Annotated in this window: 19 protein-coding genes and 1 riboswitch; of the genes, 15 read left to right on the top strand and 4 right to left on the bottom strand. The window is 66.7% G+C overall.

The genetic code is table 11. From position 1 onward, the window contains the following. Positions 1-31: 31 nt before the first annotated feature. The 3 genes from B4M43_RS18435 to B4M43_RS18425 all read left to right on the top strand — a co-directional run bounded on the left by B4M43_RS18435 (position 32) and on the right by B4M43_RS18425 (position 2004). Positions 32-958: a DMT family transporter gene (locus tag B4M43_RS18435; RefSeq protein WP_296268895.1), complete on the top strand. Its 927-nt coding sequence runs from the start codon at positions 32-34 to the stop codon at positions 956-958. Between the two features lie 215 nt (positions 959-1173). Then, entirely contained in the window at positions 1174-1299 is a 126-nt protein-coding gene (locus tag B4M43_RS18430; RefSeq protein WP_296268894.1) for a PA1414 family protein, read from the top strand. Positions 1300-1401: 102 nt separating this feature from the next. Then, positions 1402-2004 carry a tRNA-uridine aminocarboxypropyltransferase gene (locus B4M43_RS18425; protein ID WP_296268893.1) on the top strand — a complete coding sequence of 201 codons (603 nt, stop codon included), beginning with the start codon at positions 1402-1404 and terminating at the stop codon, positions 2002-2004. 51 nt (positions 2005-2055) lie between these two features. On the opposite strand, the gene B4M43_RS18420 is transcribed toward B4M43_RS18425, so the two are convergent. The 3 genes from B4M43_RS18420 to purM are packed head-to-tail and all read right to left on the bottom strand — an operon-like array spanning position 2056 to position 4486. Beyond that, positions 2056-2766: a DUF3108 domain-containing protein gene (locus B4M43_RS18420; protein WP_296268892.1), complete on the bottom strand. Its 711-nt coding sequence runs from the start codon at positions 2764-2766 to the stop codon at positions 2056-2058. An 8-nt stretch (positions 2767-2774) separates the two neighbouring features. Then, positions 2775-3428 carry a phosphoribosylglycinamide formyltransferase gene (purN, locus tag B4M43_RS18415; RefSeq protein ID WP_296268891.1) on the bottom strand — a complete coding sequence of 218 codons (654 nt, stop codon included), beginning with the start codon at positions 3426-3428 and terminating at the stop codon, positions 2775-2777. Beyond that, positions 3428-4486, bottom strand: a complete 1059-nt coding sequence (purM, locus tag B4M43_RS18410) for a phosphoribosylformylglycinamidine cyclo-ligase (RefSeq protein WP_296268890.1) — start codon at positions 4484-4486, stop codon at positions 3428-3430. The genes purN and purM overlap by 1 nt, the downstream gene beginning before the upstream one ends. A 365-nt stretch (positions 4487-4851) precedes the next feature. On the opposite strand from purM, the gene hda reads away from it, so the two are divergent. From hda to B4M43_RS18395, 3 genes are all read left to right on the top strand, one after another. Next, positions 4852-5556, top strand: coding sequence for a DnaA regulatory inactivator Hda (gene hda, locus B4M43_RS18405; RefSeq protein ID WP_296269031.1), 705 nt, complete (start codon positions 4852-4854; stop codon positions 5554-5556). Positions 5557-5685: 129 nt separating this feature from the next. Beyond that, a complete protein-coding gene (locus tag B4M43_RS18400) occupies positions 5686-6327 on the top strand; it encodes a C40 family peptidase (RefSeq protein WP_296268889.1) in 642 nt (213 codons plus the stop codon). 137 nt (positions 6328-6464) lie between these two features. Then, positions 6465-7007, top strand: a complete 543-nt coding sequence (locus B4M43_RS18395; protein ID WP_296268888.1) for a C40 family peptidase — start codon at positions 6465-6467, stop codon at positions 7005-7007. Between the two features lie 79 nt (positions 7008-7086). On the opposite strand, the gene B4M43_RS18390 is transcribed toward B4M43_RS18395, so the two are convergent. Continuing rightward, complete coding sequence (locus tag B4M43_RS18390) at positions 7087-8397, bottom strand: PQQ-dependent sugar dehydrogenase (protein WP_414707878.1); 1311 nt, start codon at positions 8395-8397, stop codon at positions 7087-7089. Positions 8398-8626: 229 nt separating this feature from the next. Then, positions 8627-8850: riboswitch (cobalamin riboswitch) on the top strand. A gap of 125 nt (positions 8851-8975) precedes the next feature. Here B4M43_RS18390 and cobO point away from each other — a divergent pair. Genes cobO through cobC form a run of 9 tightly spaced genes read left to right on the top strand, consistent with a single transcriptional unit; the run spans position 8976 to position 17014 of the window. Next, the gene (gene cobO / locus B4M43_RS18385; RefSeq protein WP_296268886.1) at positions 8976-9587 is read left to right on the top strand and encodes a cob(I)yrinic acid a,c-diamide adenosyltransferase; all 612 of its coding nucleotides are present in this window, start codon (positions 8976-8978) and stop codon (positions 9585-9587) included. Beyond that, positions 9584-10879 (top strand): cobyrinate a,c-diamide synthase, encoded by a 1296-nt coding sequence (locus tag B4M43_RS18380; protein ID WP_296268885.1) that lies wholly within the window; start codon positions 9584-9586, stop codon positions 10877-10879. Before cobO ends, B4M43_RS18380 begins: the two co-directional genes overlap by 4 nt. Then, complete coding sequence (gene bluB, locus B4M43_RS18375; RefSeq protein ID WP_296268884.1) at positions 10876-11526, top strand: 5,6-dimethylbenzimidazole synthase; 651 nt, start codon at positions 10876-10878, stop codon at positions 11524-11526. Before B4M43_RS18380 ends, bluB begins: the two co-directional genes overlap by 4 nt. Continuing rightward, entirely contained in the window at positions 11523-12431 is a 909-nt protein-coding gene (gene cbiB / locus B4M43_RS18370; RefSeq protein ID WP_296268883.1) for an adenosylcobinamide-phosphate synthase CbiB, read from the top strand. Before bluB ends, cbiB begins: the two co-directional genes overlap by 4 nt. After that, entirely contained in the window at positions 12424-13416 is a 993-nt protein-coding gene (cobD, locus tag B4M43_RS18365; RefSeq protein WP_296268882.1) for a threonine-phosphate decarboxylase CobD, read from the top strand. Before cbiB ends, cobD begins: the two co-directional genes overlap by 8 nt. Beyond that, positions 13413-14867: a cobyric acid synthase gene (locus tag B4M43_RS18360; protein ID WP_296268881.1), complete on the top strand. Its 1455-nt coding sequence runs from the start codon at positions 13413-13415 to the stop codon at positions 14865-14867. The genes cobD and B4M43_RS18360 overlap by 4 nt, the downstream gene beginning before the upstream one ends. 4 nt (positions 14868-14871) lie before the next feature. Then, a complete protein-coding gene (gene cobU / locus B4M43_RS18355) occupies positions 14872-15393 on the top strand; it encodes a bifunctional adenosylcobinamide kinase/adenosylcobinamide-phosphate guanylyltransferase (protein ID WP_296268880.1) in 522 nt (173 codons plus the stop codon). After that, positions 15390-16445 (top strand): nicotinate-nucleotide--dimethylbenzimidazole phosphoribosyltransferase, encoded by a 1056-nt coding sequence (gene cobT, locus B4M43_RS18350; RefSeq protein ID WP_296268879.1) that lies wholly within the window; start codon positions 15390-15392, stop codon positions 16443-16445. Before cobU ends, cobT begins: the two co-directional genes overlap by 4 nt. After that, positions 16442-17014, top strand: a complete 573-nt coding sequence (gene cobC / locus B4M43_RS18345) for an alpha-ribazole phosphatase family protein (protein ID WP_296268878.1) — start codon at positions 16442-16444, stop codon at positions 17012-17014. The genes cobT and cobC overlap by 4 nt, the downstream gene beginning before the upstream one ends.

Raw genomic sequence — 17014 nt, 5'->3', positions numbered from 1 at the left:
CCATGCCCACGCTCCACCTTCGAGGCCACTCATGACCGCGGTGCGCAAACAGCCCGACCGCTTCGCTTTCCAGCTGATGATGCTGCTGTGCCTGATCTGGGGCAGTCAGCAGATCATGATCAAGTGGGCTGCGCCGGACATCGACCCGGTGATGCAGGCGGCCTTCCGCAACGGCATCGCCGGGCTGTTGGTAGGCCTGTTGGTGTGCTGGCGGCGAGAGTGGGGGCAGCTCTCCGAAACATGGCGCGGTGGGCTGTTGGCGGGCGCCTTGTTCGGTTTGGAGTTCCTGTTCATCGCCGAGGGGTTGAAGCTGACTTCGGCGGCGCACATGTCGGTGTTCCTCTACACCGCGCCGATCTTCACGGCCTTGGGCCTGCACTTCATGTTGCCCAGCGAGCGTTTGCGCCTGTTGCAATGGCTGGGCATCGCTTTGGCCTTCGCCGGTATCGCCGTCGCATTCGCAGGAGGCACGTCGTTGAGCCAAATGGATGGAAGGGTGCTGCTGGGCGATGCCTTCGGCGTGTTGGCCGGCCTTGCCTGGGGCGCCACCACGGTGGTGGTGCGCGGCTCGCGCCTGTCGGAAGCGCCGGCGTCGCTGACGTTGTTCTATCAGCTGCTGGTGGGCTTTGCCGGTTTGCTGGTGGTGGCGCTGTTCAGCGGCAAGATCGGCCAGGTGTCGCTGACGCCCTTGGCCATCGGTAGCGTGTTGTTCCAGGGCGTAGTGGTGTCGTTCGTCAGCTATCTGACCTGGTTCTGGTTACTACGCAAATACCTGGCATCCAACCTGGCGGTGTTCTCGTTCGTCACGCCTTTGTTTGGCGTGACGTTCGGCGTGCTGTTGCTGGGCGAGTCGCTGAGCTTGAATTTCGTACTGGGCGCGTTGCTGGTGTTGGGAGGCGTGGTGCTGGTCAGTGCCGAGCCGTGGGTGCGTCGACGGTTGCGGCGGTGGCTGGGTTGAACATCCGGAGGGCCACCTTAGGGGTGATGTTTGCTCTACAGCAACAAAGGGAAATAGTTAGCCGACTGTCGGGACTGTCTTTCAGCCCTTGAACCAAGGCAGACTTACCTCCATCTGTAGGATTAGTCGGGTGCGTAGTTCAGTAATCGGACTAAGATCTGTACGAAGCATCGCTGAAACGTTTTGCCGCAAGGCTTACCCGTAAAGGGGGCACCATGAACGACCGTATGCACAACTGGCTTCACGACCTTGGCGTCGCGCTCGGCCTCATTCCACCGCCGCTACAGCCGGTGCCGATTCCCGCTGACGAGCAGCGCAAGCGCCAGCCGCGCCGACGTTGATCGCAAAGCCGATGCCATAACAGGCATCGGCTTTTTCACGGTCGGGCCAAGCGCTGGATTGTCCCTGAGTTGTGGCACACTGCTGCCGCCCAGGAGAAGCCCATGTCCCGACCTCGCTGCGAGCGCTGCTTGCGCCCGCTGACTCACTGCCTTTGCGCATTGATCCCCTACCTTCATAGCCGCCACCGCGTGCTGTTGCTCCAGCACCCCAGCGAGAGCACCCATGCCTTGAATACGGCGCGACTGGCCGCTCTGGGCCTGGCCAATGCGCAGTTGGCGGTGGGCGAAGTGTTCTCCGAACTGGCCGATTGGCTGGCCATGCCCGATTACCGGCCGGTGTTGCTGTTTCCGGGGGAGGCGGCGATGGCGCTTGCCGATACAGGTTCGGCAAAAGATCCAAGGCCACTATTGCTGGTGGTACCCGACGCCACGTGGCGCAAGGCGCGCAAGCTGCTGTACCTCAACCCGGCCCTACAAGCGCTGCCCCGCGTGACCTTGAGCGGCGGTGGCGTATCGCGTTACCGTGTGCGCAAGGCGCCAGCGGCCGAAGCGCTGTCGACCATAGAGGCTGTGGTGCAGGCATTGAACGAGCTTGAGGGGGAGGGGCAATTCGATGCGTTGCTCAGGCCCTTCGAGGCGCTGATCGAGGGGCAGATACGGGCGATGGGGGAGGAGACGTTCGCGCGCAATCATGGAGGCGGGTGAATCGACCGGGGCCGCTGTGCGGCCCCGATCTGTACAGCATGAGTCAGTAACTCAATTACCCTTCACCGACTTGCCGTCCACCGTGCCATCCTGCAGCACGATCACATATTCCTTGCCATCGGTTTCCACCTGGCGCAGTTGCACCAGCAGGTAGTCCCAGCTCTTGGCGAACCACAGCTCGGTGATGCGCTTGCTCTGGCTCGGATCGCGCACGCGCTCGACCTTGATCGCATCGACGTTGCCGGTTTTGGTGGCGACGCTTTCGGTGCCCAGTACGCGGAAATCGTAAGTGTCGATCTCGTCACCGTCGACGACCTGATACGTCATGCTTTTCTTGCCGGCGGCAACGTCGTGCTGCAATGCCAACTGATACGAAGACTTGTCCAGCACGCCGCGGTTGAGCGGCAGGCTGACGGCGTCGCCGCGGTCGCTGCCGGTGACCTTCTTGCCGGCCCAGTCGAACTTCAGATCGACCTTCTTGGCCTTGCCCAGCCCGCCACGCTCGAAGTGGTACGTCTGCGGTTGCAGCGTATCGTTCTCCATGCGCACGGTGCTTTGCTCGGTCAGGCTGGCGATCATCATCGAGGCTTTGAAATTCAGGTCCCAGGTGCCGTTGGCGTTCTTCACCAGGCTACGCTCGGCGGTGCCACTCATGGGCAGTTGCTTCCAGTCGGCGGTGTAGCTGGCCGAAAACGGCTTCAATTCAGCGGCCTGCAGGGGCAGGGCGAGCACGGCGAGAGCCATGAGCAGGGCACGACGCATACATTCTCCTAAAGTCGGATCAGGTGACCGCTGGCCGGCAGCGGCAAGCCATCGAGTAACGCACCCTGGTCGCCGAGACGCAAACGCCCTTCGGCGAACCAGCGCACGGCCAGCGGGTAGATCTGGTGTTCCTGGTGGTGCACGCGCTGAGCCAGGCTCTGGGCGGTGTCGCCAGGTTCAACGGGAATCACTGCCTGTACGACCAACGGCCCACCATCGAGTTCCTCGGTGACGAAATGCACGCTGCAGCCGTGCTCGGCGTCGCCCGCTTCCAGAGCGCGCTGGTGCGTGTGTAGGCCCTTGTAGCGCGGCAGCAGGGAAGGGTGGATGTTCAGCAGGCGACCCTGATAGTGGCGGACGAAACCGCCACTGAGGATGCGCATGAAACCGGCGAGGATCACCAGGTCGGGTTCGAAACCGTCGACCAGTGCCATCAGCGCCGCGTCGAAGGCTTCGCGCCCGTCGAAACCGGTGTGTTCCAACAGCGCCGTGGGAATCCCGGCAGCCTTGGCCCGTTGCAGGCCATAGGCGTCGGCGCGGTTGGCGACCACACCGCACACGCGCACGGGGCTGTGCGCGTCGCGGCTGCTGTCGATCAGGGCCTGCAAGTTGCTGCCCGAACCCGACAGCAACACCACTACATTGCAGAAAGCCTCGGGCATCAGTGTGCCTTGACGTTGTGCAACACCACCTGTGCGGCGCCTTCGGCAGCCTGTTCGATGCGGCCAATGACCCAAGGCTGCTCACCGGCGTCGCGCAGCGAAGCCAGCGCGACGTCTACCTGGTCCTGCGCCACGCAGATGACCATGCCGACGCCGCAGTTGAGCACACGGTGCATTTCGTGTTCGTCGACGTTGCCTTTTTCCTGCAGGAAATCGAACACCGCCGGGCGCTGCCAGCTGGCCACATCGACCACGGCCTGGGCGTTCTTGGGCAGTACGCGCGGGATGTTGTCGAGCAGGCCGCCACCGGTGATGTGGGCCATGGCCTTGACCGCGCCGGTCTGCTTGATCAGTTGCAGCAGGGGCTTGACGTAGATGCGCGTCGGCGCCATCAGCAGGTCGGCCAATGGATTGCCGTCCAATTGGGTGGCGTCGATGTCGGTGCCGGACACTTCGAGGATCTTGCGGATCAGCGAGTAGCCGTTGGAGTGCGGGCCGGAAGACGGCAGCGCGATCAGGGCGTCGCCGGTCGCGACCTTGGAGCCGTCGATGATCTCGGCCTTTTCCACCACGCCTACGCAGAAGCCGGCCAGGTCGTAGTCTTCGCCTTCGTACATGCCGGGCATTTCAGCGGTTTCGCCGCCGACCAGCGAGCAGCCGGCCAGTTCGCAGCCGGCACCGATGCCGGTGACCACAGTGGCGGCCACGTCGACATTGAGCTTGCCGGTGGCGTAGTAGTCGAGGAAGAACAGCGGTTCGGCGCCGCACACCACCAGGTCGTTGACGCACATGGCGACCAGGTCCTGGCCGATGCTGTCGTGCTTGTTCAGGTTCAGCGCCAGGCGCAGCTTGGTGCCGACGCCGTCGGTGCCGGAGACCAGCACGGGCTGCTTGTAGCCGGCCGGGATCTCGCAGAGGGCGCCGAAGCCGCCCAGGCCACCCATGACCTCAGGGCGTGCGGTGCGCTTGGCCACGCCCTTGATGCGTTCGACCAGTGCTTCGCCGGCGTCGATGTCTACACCGGCGTCCTTGTAGCTCAGGGAGGGTTGCTTGCTCATTGATCCAGGCCTTTAACGGGGAGGGATTCAGGAAAACGACCCTGACGGGCAAGGCCGGCGATGGCGGCCGGCTGCCGGAGACGTCAGCGGTCTGCGAAGGCGCGCGATTTTATCAGGGTTGCCACGCAGCGGCCATCCTCAGGCCGACGGGCAGGGCGGTTAATAGGTAAAAACAGCAGCCTGCGCTATAGGGAAGCAACGCTTCTATAGATAGAAGCGCACGGCCAATGCCGCGCGCCTGGCAAATCGCAAGCCGTTGATTTTCCTACCGCTGCCCGGCAGCGCGATTGTGCACCCCGCACGGCGGGTATAGACTTTGCCGTCTTTTCACCTAAGGCCCCTGGGTTCTCGTGACCGCCGCCAGCATGAAACCGATCCAGTTGCCCCTGGGTGTGCGCCTTCGCGACGACGCCACCTTCATCAACTATTACCCCGGCGCCAATGCTGCGGCGCTGGGCTATGTCGAGCGGCTTTGCGAGGCCGACGCCGGCTGGACGGAAAGCCTGATCTACCTGTGGGGCAAGCAAGGGGTGGGGCGTTCGCACCTGTTACAGGCGGCCACGCATCGCTTTCAGCAGTTGGGGGAACCGGCGGTCTATCTGCCTCTGGCGCAACTGCTCGACCGCGGCATCGAACTGCTCGACCACTTGGAACAGTTCGAACTGGTGTGCATCGACGACCTGCACGTCATCGCCGGCAAGGCCGATTGGGAAGAGGCTATGTTCCATTTGTTCAATCGCCTGCGCGACAGCGGTCGACGCCTGTTGCTGGCCGCTTCCAGCTCCCCCCGCGAGCTGCCCATCCGCCTCCCGGACCTCAAGTCGCGCCTGACCCTGGCGCTGATTTTCCAGATGCGCGGGCTTTCCGACGAAGACAAGCTGCGCGCCCTGCAACTGCGCGCCTCGCGCCGCGGTTTGCAGATGACCGACGAAGTGGGCCATTTCATCCTCACCCGCGGCACGCGCAGCATGAGCGCCTTGTTCGACTTGCTGGAACGCCTGGACCAGGCCTCGCTGCAAGCACAGCGCAAGCTGACCATTCCGTTTTTGAAGGAAACCTTGGGCTGGTAACTGCCCGAGCGCTGCCTTGGATCACTGCAAAAACGAAAAGTCACATTTTTTTCGATTAAATTTGCAAATGGTTACAGGTGACGGCATAGTCTCCACCTTCCAAAACCACTTATCGCCACGGTCGTGCCCATGCTTACTCGCTTTGCACCCCTCGTGCCTCTCGCACTGGTGACCCTGCTTTTTGGCTGCGCCACTCAACCCGGCACCGTTTCCCAGCCTCAGGTTCAACCACACGTCGCCTCCCAGGTTTCGATCAAGGCCAAGCCATCGGCCTCTTCCGTCTTCACCGAACAAGACCTGGCCCTCGACGAAGAACAACACCCCGTCTTTTCCAGCGCCCAGCCCTACAAGCTGCCCGTGCTGGCCGACAGCATTCTGGAGCGTGGCAAGGAGCTGATCGGTACGCGCTACCGGTTCGGCGGCACCTCCGAGCAATCGGGCTTCGATTGCAGCGGCTTCATCGGTTACCTGTTCCGCGAAGAGGCGGGCATGTCGCTGCCGCGCTCGACCCGCGAAATGATCAACGTCGACGCCCCGAAAGTCGCACGCAACAAACTCAAGCCGGGCGACCTGCTGTTCTTCAGCACCAACGGCCGTGGCCGCGTCAGCCATGCCGGCATCTACCTGGGTGACAATCAGTTCATCCATTCCAGCAGCCGCCGCAGCGGCGGCGTGCGCATCGACAGCCTGGGCGATCGCTACTGGAGCAAGACCTTCATGCAGGCCAAACGCGCCTTGGCCATGGCGCCGACCAATATCGCACGCAACTAATCGTTGCAAGGTGTTGTCGGTACACACGGCGATTAGCTGAAAAGCTAATCGCCGTGTGCATTTACAGAAAACGTCTAATCTAATTTCTCAACTCTTTCCGGCTACCGCCGACCGGTTTCCTACAGGACGTTCCGACCATGACGACAATGGTGCGCTTCGCTTTCCTGATGTCCGTTGCACTGCTGGGCGCCTGCTCCAGCCAGGCCCCAGCCCCAGCGCCCGCGCCGGTGATCAAGCCGCAAATGACGTTCAACACCCAGCCAAGCTTTTCCCCCGTGGCCTCGGACGTGCTGTTCCGCGCCATCGGCCTGGTGGGCACGCCTTACCGCTGGGGCGGCAATACCCCGGACTCCGGATTCGATTGCAGTGGCCTGATCAAATACGTGTACAACGACGCCGCCGGCATCAGCCTGCCGCGCTCGACACGGGAAATGATCGTTATGCGTGCGCCCAGCGTGAACATCAACGCGTTGCAGTCCGGCGACATCGTGTTCTTCGCCACCGGCGGCGGCTCGCAGGTCAGCCATGCGGGCATCTATGTGGGGGAAGGGCGTTTCGTGCATGCGCCGCGTACGGGCGGTACGGTGCGGTTGGATTACCTGTCGAACAGCTACTGGGCCAAGGCCTATCTGCAAGCCAAGCGGATCATTCCGGCGGGGCATCTGGCGCAGAATCCGTAGAACATGATTAGTCTAGGCTGGACCGCTCAGCGGTCCTAGCCTGATCCACTGGAAACTGCACTCGCTCCAAGCGATCTGCTCACTGCCCAGCCTTCGTCACCCGCCAGACTACATTCCCCACGTCGTCTGCCACCAGCACACCCCCGTGCCCATCGGCTACCACCCCCACCGGCCGCCCCATTGCTTTGCCTTCGTCGTTGACGAAACCACCGAGCAAGTCCACCGGCTGCCCATTGGGTTTGCCGCTGCCGTCGAACGGCACGAACAGCACCTTGTAGCCACTGAGCGGTTTGCGGTTCCAGGAACCGTGCTGGCCGATCAAGGCACCTTGATTGAAAGGCGCCGGCAGTGTGCCAGGTGTGATGAAGGTCAGGCCCAGCGAGGCGGTGTGCGGGCCGACGGCAAAATCGGGCACCAAAGCGCTGGCGACTTTGGCCGGGTCCTGCGGGTCGACGCGCGCGTCGACGTGCTGGCCGTAATAACTGTAGGGCCAGCCATAAAAGCCGCCGTCCTTGACCGAGGTGATGTAGTCGGGCACCAGGTCGCTGCCGATCTCGTCGCGCTCGTTCACCGCCGTCCACAGGGCGCCGCTGTGCGGTTCCCAGGCCAGGCCGTTGGGGTTGCGCAGGCCGGTGGCGAACAGGCGCTGCCGGCCGCTGGCCGGGTCCACTTCCCAGATGGCGGCGCGGCCGCGTTCCTGGTCCAGACCGTTTTCGCCGACGTTGCTGTTGGAGCCGACCGTCACGTACAGCTTGCTGCCGTCCGGGCTGGCGATGACGTTCTTGGTCCAATGGTGGTTGAGCGGGCCGCCTGGCAGGTCGACCACTTTCTGCCCCGGGTCGCGCAACTGCATGGCGCCTTCGGTGTAGGCGAAGCGCAACAGTTTGTCGGTGTCGGCTACGTACAAGCTGTTGTCCACCAGCGCCATGCCGAAGGGCGAGTTGAGGTTCTCGATGAACGGAACGCGCAACTCGGCCACGCCATCATGGTCGGCGTCGCGCAGAAGGGTGATGCGATTGGCGCTGGGCACGCCGGCGCCTGCCCGTTTCATCACTTTGTCCGCGATCCAGCCCTTGATGCCCTTGCTGTCGTCCGGCTTGGGCGGGGCATTGGTTTCGGCCACTAGCACGTCGCCGTTGGGTAGCACGTAAAGCCAGCGTGGATGGTCGAGCCCTTCGGCGAAAGCGTTGACCTGGGTACCCTTGGCGGCGACCGGCTTGCCACCGTCCGGCCAACCGATGGCCGGGGCGATGTTCACCGTGGGGATGAGGGTCTTGTTCGGTGCCGGCAGCTCGGGCGTTGCGCCCATGCCATCGGAGACCTGCAAGCGGGCGGACTCGCCGCACGCCACCAGGCTGGTGGTCAGGGCAATCAGCAAACCGATACGCATCTGGGCCATGCAGGCATTCTCCGCAAACGGGAACCATCGACAAGATTCAGAGAAGCCATGTAGGAACGAGTTCCCTCGCGATGGCCTGCAAGGCGGCCACGGTAGCCGTCTTTGCGTTGCACCAGGCGAATGGGCGAGCTTGGTTCGATGTCGCCTTCCTGCCACCGGTGACAACGCTGCCGCGCCCATTCCCGCCATCCACATTGACGCTCCGGGTGCAACCCTCTAACCTTCGCCGTTCGTTTCAGGTGCCCCGTGGACAGGCTTCCACCGGGGTGAAACTGGGAAGCCGGTGGGCGCCACAGCGGCGCGATTCCGGCGCTGCCCCCGCAACGGTAGGTGAGTCGAGCGACACGCACGGCCAGAAGGGTCATCCTCTGGTGAACGGCGCGGCGCCCGAGGGCCAAGGCCCCGCTCACAAGCCCGGAGACCGGCCTGTCACTGCCCCATATCGGTATCACGGAGGGTGATGCGCGGTGCTCCGTGGCGTAAGGCCGTGGCTGCTGCGCGCCTCCGTGTCTGCCTGCCTTATCGACCTACCGGTGCCTGTTCAGGCGCCGCGGCCCGCGGAGACCCCAATGAACGAATCCCCCGAGCGCGACGAACGCCACTTGGCCCGCATGCAGCGCAAGAAAGCGCTGATGGACGACCGCATCGCCAATTCCCCCAACGAATGCGGCCTGTTGCTGGTGTTGACCGGCAACGGCAAGGGCAAGAGCAGCTCGGCCTTCGGCATGCTCGCCCGCGCCATGGGCCACGGCATGCGCTGCGGCGTGGTGCAATTCATCAAGGGCCGCAACAGCACCGGTGAAGAACTGTTCTTCCGGCGCTTCCCCGAGCAGGTCAGCTACCACGTGATGGGCGAAGGCTTCACCTGGGAAACCCAGGACCGCCAGCGCGACATCGCCGCCGCCGAAGCGGCCTGGGCCGTGTCGCGGCAACTGCTGCAAGACCCGGCCGTGGAATTCGTCGTGCTCGACGAGCTGAACATCGCCCTCAAGCACGGCTACCTGGACCTCGACCAGGTGCTGACCGACCTGCAAGCGCGCCCGCCCATGCAGCACGTGATCGTCACCGGCCGCGGCGCCAAGCCCGAACTGGTCGAGCTGGCCGATACCGTCACCGAGATGGGCGTGGTCAAGCACGCCTTCCAGGCCGGCATTCGCGCGCAGAAGGGCGTAGAGCTGTGAGCGAACGCCGACACTGCCCAGCGGTGCTGATCGCCGCGCCCGCTTCCGGGCAGGGCAAGACCACCGTCACCGCCGCCCTGGCGCGTCTGCACCGCAACCTCGGGCGGCGGGTGCGGGTGTTCAAGTGCGGGCCGGACTTTCTCGACCCGATGATCCTCGAACGCGCCAGCGGCGCGCCGGTGTACCAGCTGGACATGTGGATGATCGGCGAGGCCGAGAGCCGGCGCCTGCTCTGGCAGGCCGCCGCCGAGGCCGACCTGATCCTCATCGAAGGGGTCATGGGCCTGTTCGACGGCACCCCGTCGAGCGCCGACCTGGCGCGGCATTTCGGCGTGCCGGTGCTGGCGGTGATCGACGGCACGGCCATGGCCCAGACCTTCGGCGCCCTGGCCCTGGGCCTGGCGCGCTACCAGCCCGACCTGCCGTTCGCCGGCGTGCTGGCCAACCGGGTCGGCAGCCTGCGCCACGCGCAATTGCTCGAAGGCAGCCTGAGCGAAGGGCTGCGCTGGTACGGCGGGCTGTCGCGCGAGCGTGGCATCGAACTGCCCAGCCGCCACCTGGGGCTGGTCCAGGCCAGTGAACTGAACGATCTGGACGCGCGCCTGGACGCCGCCGCGCAGGCGCTCGGCGAAAGCTGCGACGCCACCTTGCCGCCGCCGGTGGGCTTCGATGCGCCGCAGCCGGTCGAGGTGCGCCCGGCCCTGCACGGCGTGCACATCGGCGTCGCCCGCGACGAGGCCTTCGCCTTCGCCTACGGCGCCAACCTCGACCTGCTGCGCGCCCAGGGCGCGACCCTGCATTTCTTCTCGCCCCTGCACGACCAAGTACTTCCTGTGGTCGACAGCCTATACCTGCCTGGAGGCTACCCCGAACTGCACCACCATGCCCTGGCCGCCAACGCGCCGATGCTGGCGGCGATCCGCGCCCACCATGGGGTCGGCAAACCCTTGCTGGCCGAATGCGGCGGCATGCTCTACCTGCTCGATGCGCTGACCGACGTCGCCGGCGAGCGTGCCGAGCTGGTCGGCCTGCTGCGCGGCGAAGCGACCATGCAGAAGCGCCTGGCGGCCTTGGCCCTGCAATCGGTGACCTTGCCGGAAGGCACCTTGCGCGGGCACACCTATCACCACTCGCTCACCACCACCGACGAGGCGCCCATCGCCCGTGGCCTGAGCCCCAACGGCGGGCGCGGCAACGAGGCGGTGTATCGCCTGGGCCGCACGACCGCCTCCTACGTGCACTTCTATTTCCCCTCCGACCCCGAAGCGGCGGCGGCGCTGTTGCGACCATGAGCGAACACGCCTTCACCGACGCCGAACGGGCAGCGGTCTACCGCGCCATCGGCGAGCGCCGCGACATGCGCCATTTCGCCGGGGGCGAGGTGGCGCCAGCCCTGTTGCAGCGCCTGCTGCACGCCGCGCACCAGGCGCCGAGCGTCGGGCTGATGCAGCCCTGGCGCTTCATCCGCATCACCCGCCGGGCGCTGCGCAGCGACATCCATCGGTTGGTCGAGGCCGAACGCCTGCGCACCGCCGAGGCCCTGGGCGAGCGCGGCGACACCTTCATGCGGCTCAAGGTCGAGGGCATCCACGATTGCGCCGAGGTGCTGGTCGCAGCGCTGATGGACCAACGCGAAGGGCACATCTTCGGCCGCCGCACCTTGCCGGAAATGGACCTCGCCTCCCTGGCCTGCGCCATCCAGAACCTGTGGCTGGCCGCCCGCGCCGAAGGGCTGGGGCTGGGCTGGGTGTCGTTGTTCGACCCGCAGGCGTTGGGCGATTTGCTGGGCCTGCCTGTCGGCGCCAAGGCCGTGGCGGTGCTGTGCCTGGGGCCGGTCACCGAGTTCTATCCCGCACCCATGCTGGTCCAGGAACGATGGGCCGAAGCCCGGCCCCTCGAAGACATGCTGTACGAAAACCATTGGGGAGAACGCCCGTGAGCGTCGCCATGCTGACCGTGGCCGGGGTGGCGCTCGACGCCTTGCTCGGCGAACCCTCGCGCCGCCACCCGCTGGTGGGCTTCGGCAACCTGGCGAGCGCCCTGGAGCGGCGCCTCAACCCCGGTGGACGGGGCTGGCGCAGCCATGGCGTGAGCGCCTGGTGCCTGGCCGTACTGCCGCTGACGCTGCTGGCGCTGATCCTGTCGTGGCTGCCGATCGTCGGCTGGCTGGTGGACGTGCTGGCGCTGTACTGCGCGCTGGGCCTGCGCAGCCTGGGCGAACATGTGCTGCCGGTGGCCAATGCGCTGCGCCAGGGCGATCTGCACGAGGCGCGGCGCCGCGTGGGCTATCTGGTCAGCCGCGAAACCGCCGAGCTGGACGAGCCCGCCGTGGCCCGCGCCGCCACCGAATCGGTACTGGAAAACGGCAGCGACGCGGTGTTCGCCACCTTGTTCTGGTTCGTCGTGGCGGGGGCGCCGGGGGTGGTGCTGTACCGCCTGAGCAACACCCTCGACGCCATGTGGGGCTATCGCAATGAGCGCTTCGAGCGCTTCGGCTGGGCCGCGGCGCGCATCGACGACGTGCTCAACTATGTGCCCGCACGCCTGGTTGCGCTGACCTATGCGTTGCTGGGCAAGACGCGTTTGGCGCTCGCCTGTTGGAAGCGCCAGGCGCCGCTGTGGGACAGCCCCAACGCCGGCCCGGTGATGGCCGCCGGGGCTGGCGCCTTGGGCGTGGAGCTGGGCGGGCCGGCGGTGTACCACGGCGAGCTGCACGAACGCGCGCGCCTGGGCGCAGGCGAGGGCGCCGACGCCAGCGCCATCGAGCGCGGCTGGGACCTGGTGCAGCGCAGCGTGTGGCTGTGGCTGCTGATCATTTGCCTGGGAGCCTACCTGGATGCTTGAACACGGCGGACGACTGCTGCGTGCCAGCCTCGACTACGGCATCGCCCGCAGCGACTGGTTGGACCTGTCCAGTGGTATCGCGCCCTGGGCCTACCCCATTCCTGAGATTCCCCACGCGGCCTGGGCGCGCCTGCCGGAAACCGAAGACGGCCTGGAGCAGGCGGCGCGTGCCTACTACGGCACCACGCAGTTGCTGCCGGTGGCCGGTTCCCAGGCGGCGATCCAGGCCCTGCCGTTGCTGCGCGCGCGCAGCAGGGTCGGGGTGCTGAGCCCGTGCTATGCCGAGCATCCGCATGCCTGGCAGCGCGCCGGGCACGAATTGCTGGCGCTGGCCGACGATCAGGTCGAAGCCGCGCTCGACAGTCTGGATGTGCTGCTACTGGTCAATCCCAACAACCCCACCGGTCGGCTGCTGCCCCGTGCGCGGCTGCTCGACTGGCATGCGCGCCTGGCCGCACGCGGCGGTTGGCTGGTGGTCGACGAAGCCTTCATCGACAACGATCCGCGCCAGAGCCTGGCCGACTGCGCCGAGCGCCCAGGCCTGATCGTGCTGCGTTCGTTCGGTAAGTTCTTCGGTCTGGCCGGGGTACGCCTGGGCTTCGTGCTGGCCGAAGCCGACCTGTTGCAGCGCCTGGCCGACTACCTCGGGCCGTGGACCATCGCCGGGCCGACCCGCGTGCTGGGCCAGGCCTGCCTGGCCGATGGCGCCACCCACGACCTGCAACGCATCCGCTGCGCCGCCGCCAGCCGCCGTCTGGCCGAGCAGCTGAGCGGCGCAGGGTTGACGCCCAGCGGCGGTTGCGACCTGTTCCAGTACCTGCGTCTGCCGCAGGCGGCGCAACTGCATGATTTTCTCGCCCGTCGCGGCATTCTCGTACGCCTGTTCGAGGAACCCGCCGCCCTGCGCCTGGGCCTGCCGCCCAGCGCCGCCGACGAACGCCGCCTCGGCCAGGCCCTGGCGGCTTACCAGAAGGAAAACCCATGACCACCCTCATGGTGCAAGGCACCACCTCCGATGCCGGCAAGAGCACGCTGGTCACCGCGCTGTGCCGCTGGCTGCTGCGCCACGGCACCGCCGTGGTGCCGTTCAAGCCGCAGAACATGGCGCTCAACAGCGCCGTCACCGCCGACGGCGGCGAGATCGGCCGTGCCCAGGCGGTGCAGGCCCAGGCCTGCCGCCTGGCGCCGCACACCGACATGAACCCGGTGCTGCTCAAGCCTAACAGCGACACCGGCGCCCAGGTCATCATCCATGGCCGCGCCGTGGCCAGCATGAACGCGGTGGCCTACCACGACTACAAGGCCATCGCCCTGGAGGCCGTGCTCGCCTCGCATCGGCGTTTGCAGGCGCAGTACCCGGTGGTGATGGTCGAAGGCGCCGGCTCGCCGGCGGAGATCAACCTGCGCGCCGGCGACATCGCCAACATGGGCTTTGCCGAAGCGGTGGACTGCCCGGTGCTTCTGGTCGCCGACATCAACCGTGGCGGCGTCTTCGCCCACCTGGTCGGCACCCTGGAGCTGCTCTCGCCCAGCGAGCAGGCGCGGGTCAAAGGCTTCGTCATCAACCGCTTCCGGGGCGACATCGCCTTGCTGCAACCGGGGCTCGATTGGCTGGAGGCGCGTACGGGCAAGCCGGTAGTAGGGGTGCTGCCTTTCGTCAGCGACCTGCACCTGGAAGCCGAGGACGGCATCGACCGCCGGCAGACGGCCAAAGAAGCGCAGGTGCTGAAAGTGGTGGTGCCGGTGCTGCCGCGCATCAGCAACCACACCGATTTCGACCCATTGCGCCTGCACCCGCAGGTCGACGTGCAGTTCGTCGGCCCCGGCCAGGCGATTCCACCCGCCGACCTGATCATCCTGCCCGGCTCCAAGAGCGTGCGCGGCGATCTCGCGCAGTTGCGTGCCGGTGGGTGGGACACCGCCATCGCCCGCCACCTGCGCTACGGCGGCAAGCTCATCGGCATTTGTGGCGGCCTGCAGATGCTCGGCCATGAAGTGCACGACCCCCATGGCCTGGAAGGGCCGGCCGGCAGCAGCGCCGGGCTGGGCCTGCTCGACTACGCCACGGTGCTGGAGCAGGAGAAACAGCTGCGCAACGTGCAGGGCGAACTGTCCTTGGGCCAGGCGCCGGTGACCGGCTACGAAATCCACGCCGGCGTCACCCAGGGCCCAGGCCTGGCGCATCCGGCGGTGCGCTTGGCCGATGGCCGTTGCGACGGCGCCATGAGCGGCGACGGGCAGGTGCTGGCGACCTACCTGCACGGCCTGTTCGAGGGCCGCGAGTCGTGCGCCGCACTGCTGCGCTGGGCCGGCCTGGAGGCTGTGCGGGAGATCGACTACCACGCCCTGCGCGAACGCGACATCGAGCGATTGGCCGATCTGGTCGAGCGCCATCTGGATACCGCGCTGCTGCGTCAACTTTGTGGAGTGGCCTGAACCCATGCACAGCTTCATCCTCGGCGGCGCTCGTTCGGGCAAGAGCCGTCTGGCCGAAGGCCTGGCGGCCGACAGCGGCCTGGCGGTCACCTACATCGCTACCAGCGCACCGCTCGACGGCGAAATGCACGAGCGGGTGCGTCTGCACCGCGAGCGTCGCCCCAGCGAGTGGGCCTTGGTCGAAGAGCCCTTGGCCCTGGCCGAGGTGTTGCGCACCCATGCCGGCGAAGACCGTTGCCTGTTGGTCGATTGCCTGACCCTGTGGCTGACCAACCTGCTGATGCTCGAAAACGACGCGCGGCTGAATGCCGAATGCGCGGCGCTGCTCGACTGCCTGACGCAGTTGCCGGGCCGGGTGATCCTGGTCAGCAACGAAACCGGCCTGGGCGTGGTACCGCTCGGCGAACTGACCCGTCGCTACGTCGACTTGGCCGGCACCCTGCACCAAGCGGTGGCCGCGCGCTGCCAGCAGGTGGTGCTGAGCGTGGCCGGCCTGCCCCTGACCCTCAAAGGACCTGCGCTATGACTTCACTCTGGTGGCAGGGCGCTTGCCGCCTTGTCGATATCGCCGCCATGGCCCAGGCCCAGGCGCGCCAACAGCAACTGACCAAACCGGCGGGCTCGCTCGGCCAACTGGAAACTCTGGCGATACGCCTGGCCGGCCTGCAAGGCCGCGAGCGGCCAAGCCTTGAGCAGGTGGCGATCGGCATCTTCGCCGGCGACCACGGCGTGGTGGCCGAAGGGGTGTCGGCCTATCCGCAGGCGGTGACCGGGCAGATGCTCGGCAACTTCGTCGCCGGGGGCGCGGCGATCAGTGTGTTGGCGCGGCAACTGGACGCCAGCTTGGAAGTGGTGGACCTGGGCACCGTCGATACGCGGTTGACGTTGCCGGGCGTACGCCATCTGCGCCTGGGCGCGGGCACCGGCAACTTCCTGCGCGGCCCGGCAATGGACGAAGCGCAACTACACGGCGCTTTGCAGGCCGGCCGCGACTGCGTCCAGCGCGCGCAGAGCGGCGGCGCCCAGTTGTTCATCGGCGGTGAGATGGGCATCGGCAATACCACCGCCGCCGCCGCTGTGGCCAGCGTACTGCTGGCGTGCGCGCCGGGCGACCTGAGCGGCCCCGGTACGGGGCTGGATGCCGCCGGGGTGCGGCACAAAGCGGCAGTGATCGAGCAGGCCTTGGCGCTGCATGCGCTGCGCGCGGACGAGCCATTGCGCACGCTGGCCTGCGTGGGCGGCTTCGAAATCGCGGCCTTGGCCGGTGCCTATGTGGCCTGTGCCCAAGCCGGCATCGCAGTGCTGGTCGATGGTTTCATCTGTAGCGTCGCGGCGTTGCTGGCGGTGCGCCTGAACCCAGGCTGCGAGGCCTGGTTGCTGTACGCCCACAGCGGCGCCGAGCCCGGTCACGCCCGCGTGCTGGCGGCCTTGCAGGCCGAGCCGTTGCTGCAACTGGGCCTGCGCCTGGGCGAGGGCAGCGGTGCGGCGCTGGCGGTGCCGCTGTTGCGTCTGGCCTGCACGCTGCACGGACAGATGGCGACCTTCGCCGAAGCCGCCGTCGCGGATCGCCCGGCATGATCCTCGACCTGTTGCGCCACGGCGAGACCGAACTGGGCGGCGGCCTGCGCGGTAGCCTGGACGATGCCCTGACCGAATCGGGTTGGGCGCAGATGCACGCAGCCGTCGCCGCTGCGGGGCCCTGGGACGTACTCCTGAGCTCGCCCTTGCAGCGCTGCGCACGCTTCGCCGAGGGGCTGGCCGAACGCCTCGAGCTGCCGCTTGAAATCCTCCCGGCCTGGCAGGAATTGCATTTCGGCGACTGGGAAGGGCGCAGCGCGGCGCAGTTGATGCAGACCGACGCCGACGCGCTGGGTCGCTTCTGGTCCGACCCCTACGCCTACACGCCGCCTGGTGGCGAGCCGGTGGCCGCCTTCGCCGAGCGCGTGGGGCAGGCCTTGCGGCAGGCGCGTCAGCGTCATCGGGGCCAGCGCGTCCTGCTGGTGACCCATGGCGGGGTCATGCGGCTGCTGCTGGCCCAGGCCCGCGGCCTGCCGCGCGCGCACTTGCTGCAGGTGGAGGTGAGCCACGGCGCGCTGCTGCGCCTGGACCTGGGCGGCTACGATGCCCATGCCGAGGGGGCGTACTGA

Source organism: Pseudomonas sp. UBA6562 (assembly GCF_002434265.1).
GTDB lineage: Bacteria > Pseudomonadota > Gammaproteobacteria > Pseudomonadales > Pseudomonadaceae > Aquipseudomonas.
This window is presented reverse-complemented; position numbering and strand designations above follow the sequence as displayed.